Source organism: Agreia pratensis, assembly GCF_900177685.1.
Taxonomy (GTDB): Bacteria; Actinomycetota; Actinomycetes; order Actinomycetales; family Microbacteriaceae; genus Agreia; species Agreia pratensis.
In genome coordinates this window covers 1-5,693 of sequence record NZ_FXAY01000009.1, presented here as the reverse complement: position 1 = coordinate 5,693, position 5,693 = coordinate 1, and the positions used below count along the sequence as shown (strand labels likewise).

Sequence of the window (5,693 nt, the reverse complement as noted above, 5' to 3'; positions counted from 1 at the left end):
AATGGCCACCCCGGTGTGGGGTGGCCATTCGTGTAATAGGAGTCCGGCGGTGTCCTACTCTCCCACAAGGTCCCCCTTGCAGTACCATCGGCGCAGAGAGTCTTAGCTTCCGGGTTCGGAATGTGACCGGGCGTTTCCCTCTCGCTATGGCCGCCGAAACACTAGAGATGTAACTATCTAGAAGTTTCAAACAGACACAACGCCCATCAAAGGATGATGGGTGTTGATGCATGTTTGGTTCTCGACCGTACATCGAGAACCACATAGTGGACGCAAGCGCATGTGCTTTTTTGCAAGTTTTTGGGTGTTATCAAGTTATCGACTTATTAGTACAGGTCAGCTCCGTAGGTCTTTAGTCCCTACTTCCACATCCTGCCTATCAACCCAGTAGTCTAGCTGGGAGTCTCTCACCATAAATGGTATGGAAATCTCATCTCGAGAACGGCTTCCCGCTTAGATGCTTTCAGCGGTTATCCAGTCCGAACGTAGCTAATCAGCGGTGCTCCTGGCGGAACAACTGACACACCAGAGGTTCGTCCAACCCGGTCCTCTCGTACTAGGGTCAGATTCTCTCAAATTTCCTGCGCGCGCAGAGGATAGGGACCGAACTGTCTCACGACGTTCTAAACCCAGCTCGCGTACCGCTTTAATGGGCGAACAGCCCAACCCTTGGGACCTACTCCAGCCCCAGGATGCGACGAGCCGACATCGAGGTGCCAAACCATGCCGTCGATATGGACTCTTGGGCAAGATCAGCCTGTTATCCCCGAGGTACCTTTTATCCGTTGAGCGACAGCGCTTCCACAAGCCACTGCCGGATCACTAGTCCCGACTTTCGTCCCTGCTCGACTTGTCAGTCTCACAGTCAAGCTCCCTTGTGCACTTACACTCGACACCTGATTACCAACCAGGTTGAGGGAACCTTTGGGCGCCTCCGTTACTTTTTGGGAGGCAACCGCCCCAGTTAAACTACCCATCAGGCACTGTCCCAGAACCCGATTAGGGTTCGTAGTTAGATATCCAGAGTGACCAGAGTGGTATTTCAACAATGACTCCACCTGAACTAGCGTCCAAGCTTCACAGTCTCCCACCTATCCTACACAAGCCACACCGAACACCAATACCAAACTGTAGTAAAGGTCACGGGGTCTTTCCGTCCTTCTGCGCGTAACGAGCATCTTTACTCGTAGTGCAATTTCGCCGAGTTCGCGGTTGAGACAGCTGGGAAGTCGTTACGCCATTCGTGCAGGTCGGAACTTACCCGACAAGGAATTTCGCTACCTTAGGATGGTTATAGTTACCACCGCCGTTTACTGGGGCTTAAATTCTCAGCTTCGCCTTGCGGCTAACCGTTCCTCTTAACCTTCCAGCACCGGGCAGGCGTCAGTCCGTATACATCGTCTTGCGACTTGGCACGGACCTGTGTTTTTAGTAAACAGTCGCTTCCCACTGGTCTCTGCGGCCCTATCCCGCTCCCGGAGTAAATCCGTTCACAGGTCAGGCCCCCCTTCTCCCGAAGTTACGGGGGCATTTTGCCGAGTTCCTTAACCACGATTCTCTCGATCTCCTTAGTATTCTCTACCTGAACACCTGAGTCGGTTTGGGGTACGGGTGACTAAAACCTCGCGTCGATGCTTTTCTTGGCAGCATAGGATCACTGATTTCGTCCGTGAGGACTACCCATCGGGTCTCAGGCTATATAGAAGACGGATTTGCCTATCTTCTGCCCTACATCCTTAGACCGGGTCAACCATCGCCCGGCTCAGCTACCTTCCTGCGTCACACCTGTTAATACGCTAAACGCACCAGCATAGGGTCGTACGCTAGGCCCCAACCGTCACCCCGAAGGGATCAGTGATGGGGATTCAGATACTTAGCATTACTGGATTATCTTGGGCGGTTTTTCGTCAGTACGGGAATATCAACCCGTTGTCCATCGACTACGCCTGTCGGCCTCGCCTTAGGTCCCGACTTACCCAGGGCGGATTAACCTGGCCCTGGAACCCTTGTTCTTTCGGAGGACGGGTTTCTCACCCGTCTTTCGCTACTCATGCCTGCATTCTCACTCGTGTGGCCTCCACGGCTGGTTTACACCGCCGCTTCGCTGGCCACACGACGCTCTCCTACCCATCCATACGCCTGGACCCACAAGGGGCCGGGCAAAAATATAAATGCCACAACTTCGGTGGCGTGCTTGAGCCCCGTTACATTGTCGGCGCGGAATCACTTGACCAGTGAGCTATTACGCACTCTTTCAAGGGTGGCTGCTTCTAAGCCAACCTCCTGGTTGTCTGTGCAACTCCACATCCTTTCCCACTTAGCACGCGCTTTGGGACCTTAGTTGGTGGTCTGGGTTGTTTCCCTCTCGACGATGAAGCTTATCCCCCACCGTCTCACTGCTGCGCTCTCACTTACCGGCATTCGGAGTTTGGCTAACGTCAGTAACCTTTTAGGGCCCATCGGCTATCCAGTAGCTCTACCTCCGGCAAGAAACACGCAACGCTGCACCTAAATGCATTTCGGAGAGAACCAGCTATCACGAAGTTTGATTGGCCTTTCACCCCTATCCACAGCTCATCCCCTCCATTTTCAACTGAAGTGGGTTCGGTCCTCCACGACGTCTTACCGTCGCTTCAACCTGGCCATGGATAGATCACTTCGCTTCGGGTCTAGAACCAGCGACTAAAACGCCCTATTAAGACTCGCTTTCGCTACGCATTCCCCTCACGGGTTAAGCTCGCCACTGATCACTAACTCGCAGGCTCATTCTTCAAAAGGCACGCTGTCACCCCAACAAGGAGGCTCCAACGGTTTGTAAGCAAACGGTTTCAGGTACTATTTCACTCCCCTCCCGGGGTACTTTTCACCTTTCCCTCACGGTACTTGTTCACTATCGGTCATCTGGGAGTATTTAGGCTTATCAGGTGGTCCTGACAGATTCACACGGGATTTCTCGGGCCCCGTGATACTTGGGATACTCTTCGAGCCATAACTTCATTTCGACTACCGGGCTGGCACCGTCTATGGCTGGGCTTTCAATCCCATTCGTCTATAAAGCGCTGTAACTCTCACTGTTCGGCAGAAGCAGCAGAAAAGTCCCACAACCCCGACCATGCAACGCCTGCCGGCTATCACACATGATCGGTTTAGCCTGATCCGGGTTCGCTCGCCACTACTAACGGAATCACTATTGTTTTCTCTTCCTGAGGGTACTGAGATGTTTCACTTCCCCCCGTTCCCTCTACCCGCCCTATATATTCAGGCGGGAGTCACCAGGTCACCCAAAGGGCCTGGCGGGGTTTCCCCATTCGGAAATCCTCGGATCACAGCTCTATTATCAGCTCCCCGAGGCTTATCGCAGATTTATACGTCCTTCTTCGGCTCCAGATGCCAAGGCATTCACCGTTTGCTCTTAAAAACTTGACAAACAAAATTGCAAAAAGACCAATGCTTACCACCAGAACCCAAAAGGCTCCGATGATGTCATTGATACACATAACACGACACGCACCACGTCAGACAGAACCAAAGGTCCTGACCTATTTGATACGAGCGTGTAGATGCTCGCGTCCACTGTGTAGTTCTCAAAGTACGGGCGGTATCCTCCCCCACCCACACAACCCGCAAAACGGGCATCTCATGTGGATGAGACCAGGATCCAGAAGGCAGTCCAACCAACCCAAAGGTCAGCAGGCCCGGTCCTTCAGGACCCAACAGCGTGCATAAAACATACTTCACACCAGAACCCCTCTTCCGAACCCCCCAAAAGGAGTTGTACTAACAGGCTCTTTAGCTTTTCTGTTTCCTAAGTCAATGTTCCACCCATGAGCGCCACCACGAAACAGACGTCCGTGTAATGGCTACGAGGCTAATAAGCGCTGTATACAGACGCGTCCTCGAATGCTCCTTAGAAAGGAGGTGATCCAGCCGCACCTTCCGGTACGGCTACCTTGTTACGACTTAGTCCTAATCACCGATCCCACCTTAGACAGCTCCCTCCCGAAGGTTAGGCCACTGGCGTTGGGTGTTACCGACTTTCATGACTTGACGGGCGGTGTGTACAAGGCCCGGGAACGTATTCACCGCAGCGTTGCTGATCTGCGATTACTAGCGACTCCGACTTCATGAGGTCGAGTTGCAGACCTCAATCCGAACTGAGACCGGCTTTTTGGGATTCGCTCCACCTTACGGTATTGCAGCCCTTTGTACCGGCCATTGTAGCATGCGTGAAGCCCAAGACATAAGGGGCATGATGATTTGACGTCATCCCCACCTTCCTCCGAGTTGACCCCGGCAGTCTCCTATGAGTTCCCACCATAACGTGCTGGCAACATAGAACGAGGGTTGCGCTCGTTGCGGGACTTAACCCAACATCTCACGACACGAGCTGACGACAACCATGCACCACCTGTTTACGAGTGTCCAAAGAGTTGACCATTTCTGGCCCGTTCTCGTATATGTCAAGCCTTGGTAAGGTTCTTCGCGTTGCATCGAATTAATCCGCATGCTCCGCCGCTTGTGCGGGCCCCCGTCAATTCCTTTGAGTTTTAGCCTTGCGGCCGTACTCCCCAGGCGGGGAACTTAATGCGTTAGCTGCGACACGGAGACCGTGGAATGGCCCCCACATCTAGTTCCCAACGTTTACGGCATGGACTACCAGGGTATCTAATCCTGTTCGCTCCCCATGCTTTCGCTCCTCAGCGTCAGTTACGGCCCAGAGATCTGCCTTCGCCATCGGTGTTCCTCCTGATATCTGCGCATTCCACCGCTACACCAGGAATTCCAATCTCCCCTACCGCACTCTAGTCTGCCCGTACCCACTGCAGGCTGGAGGTTGAGCCTCCAGTTTTCACAGCAGACGCGACAAACCGCCTACGAGCTCTTTACGCCCAATAATTCCGGACAACGCTTGCACCCTACGTATTACCGCGGCTGCTGGCACGTAGTTAGCCGGTGCTTTTTCTGCAGGTACCGTCACTTTCGCTTCTTCCCTACTAAAAGAGGTTTACAACCCGAAGGCCGTCGTCCCTCACGCGGCGTTGCTGCATCAGGCTTTCGCCCATTGTGCAATATTCCCCACTGCTGCCTCCCGTAGGAGTCTGGGCCGTGTCTCAGTCCCAGTGTGGCCGGTCACCCTCTCAGGCCGGCTACCCGTCGTAGGCTTGGTGAGCCATTACCTCACCAACAACCTGATAGGCCGCGAGTCCATCCTTGACCAAAATTCTTTCCACAACCAGACCATGCGGCCAGCTGAAATATCCGGTATTAGACACCGTTTCCAGTGCTTATCCCAGAGTCAAGGGCAGGTTACTCACGTGTTACTCACCCGTTCGCCACTAATCCACCCAGCAAGCTGGGCTTCATCGTTCGACTTGCATGTGTTAAGCACGCCGCCAGCGTTCGTCCTGAGCCAGGATCAAACTCTCCGTAAATGTTTACGCACAACCACGACACCGGAATAGGTGCACACGATTGCAAGTTTGAAACTGACAGAACAAATCATTACTGACTTGCTTTGTATGTTTTTAATCTATTTCCAAAGGAATCCCTCACATCATCCAAAGGACAATGCGCGGGGTTTTTGGCATTTGACTTAGTGCACGCTGTTGAGTTCTCAAAGATCGGACGCACCCGAACATCCACCACACCAACCGGCGCAGCCTCAACTCGGGGCAACTTCTCAAACCTAGACC

The 5,693-nt window shown here is 53.2% G+C and carries 3 rRNA genes; all 3 read right to left on the bottom strand.

The annotated features are described in order from the left end of the window. Positions 1-41 precede the first annotated feature (41 nt). Positions 42-158, bottom strand: a 5S ribosomal RNA gene (rrf, locus tag B9Y86_RS17255). Positions 159-306: 148 nt separating this feature from the next. Then, positions 307-3,426: ribosomal RNA gene (locus B9Y86_RS17250) — 23S ribosomal RNA — on the bottom strand. Between the two features lie 485 nt (positions 3,427-3,911). Continuing rightward, positions 3,912-5,432: ribosomal RNA gene (locus tag B9Y86_RS17245) — 16S ribosomal RNA — on the bottom strand. The 16S, 23S and 5S rRNA genes sit together here, the layout of an rRNA operon. Between the last annotated feature and the right edge of the window lie 261 nt (positions 5,433-5,693).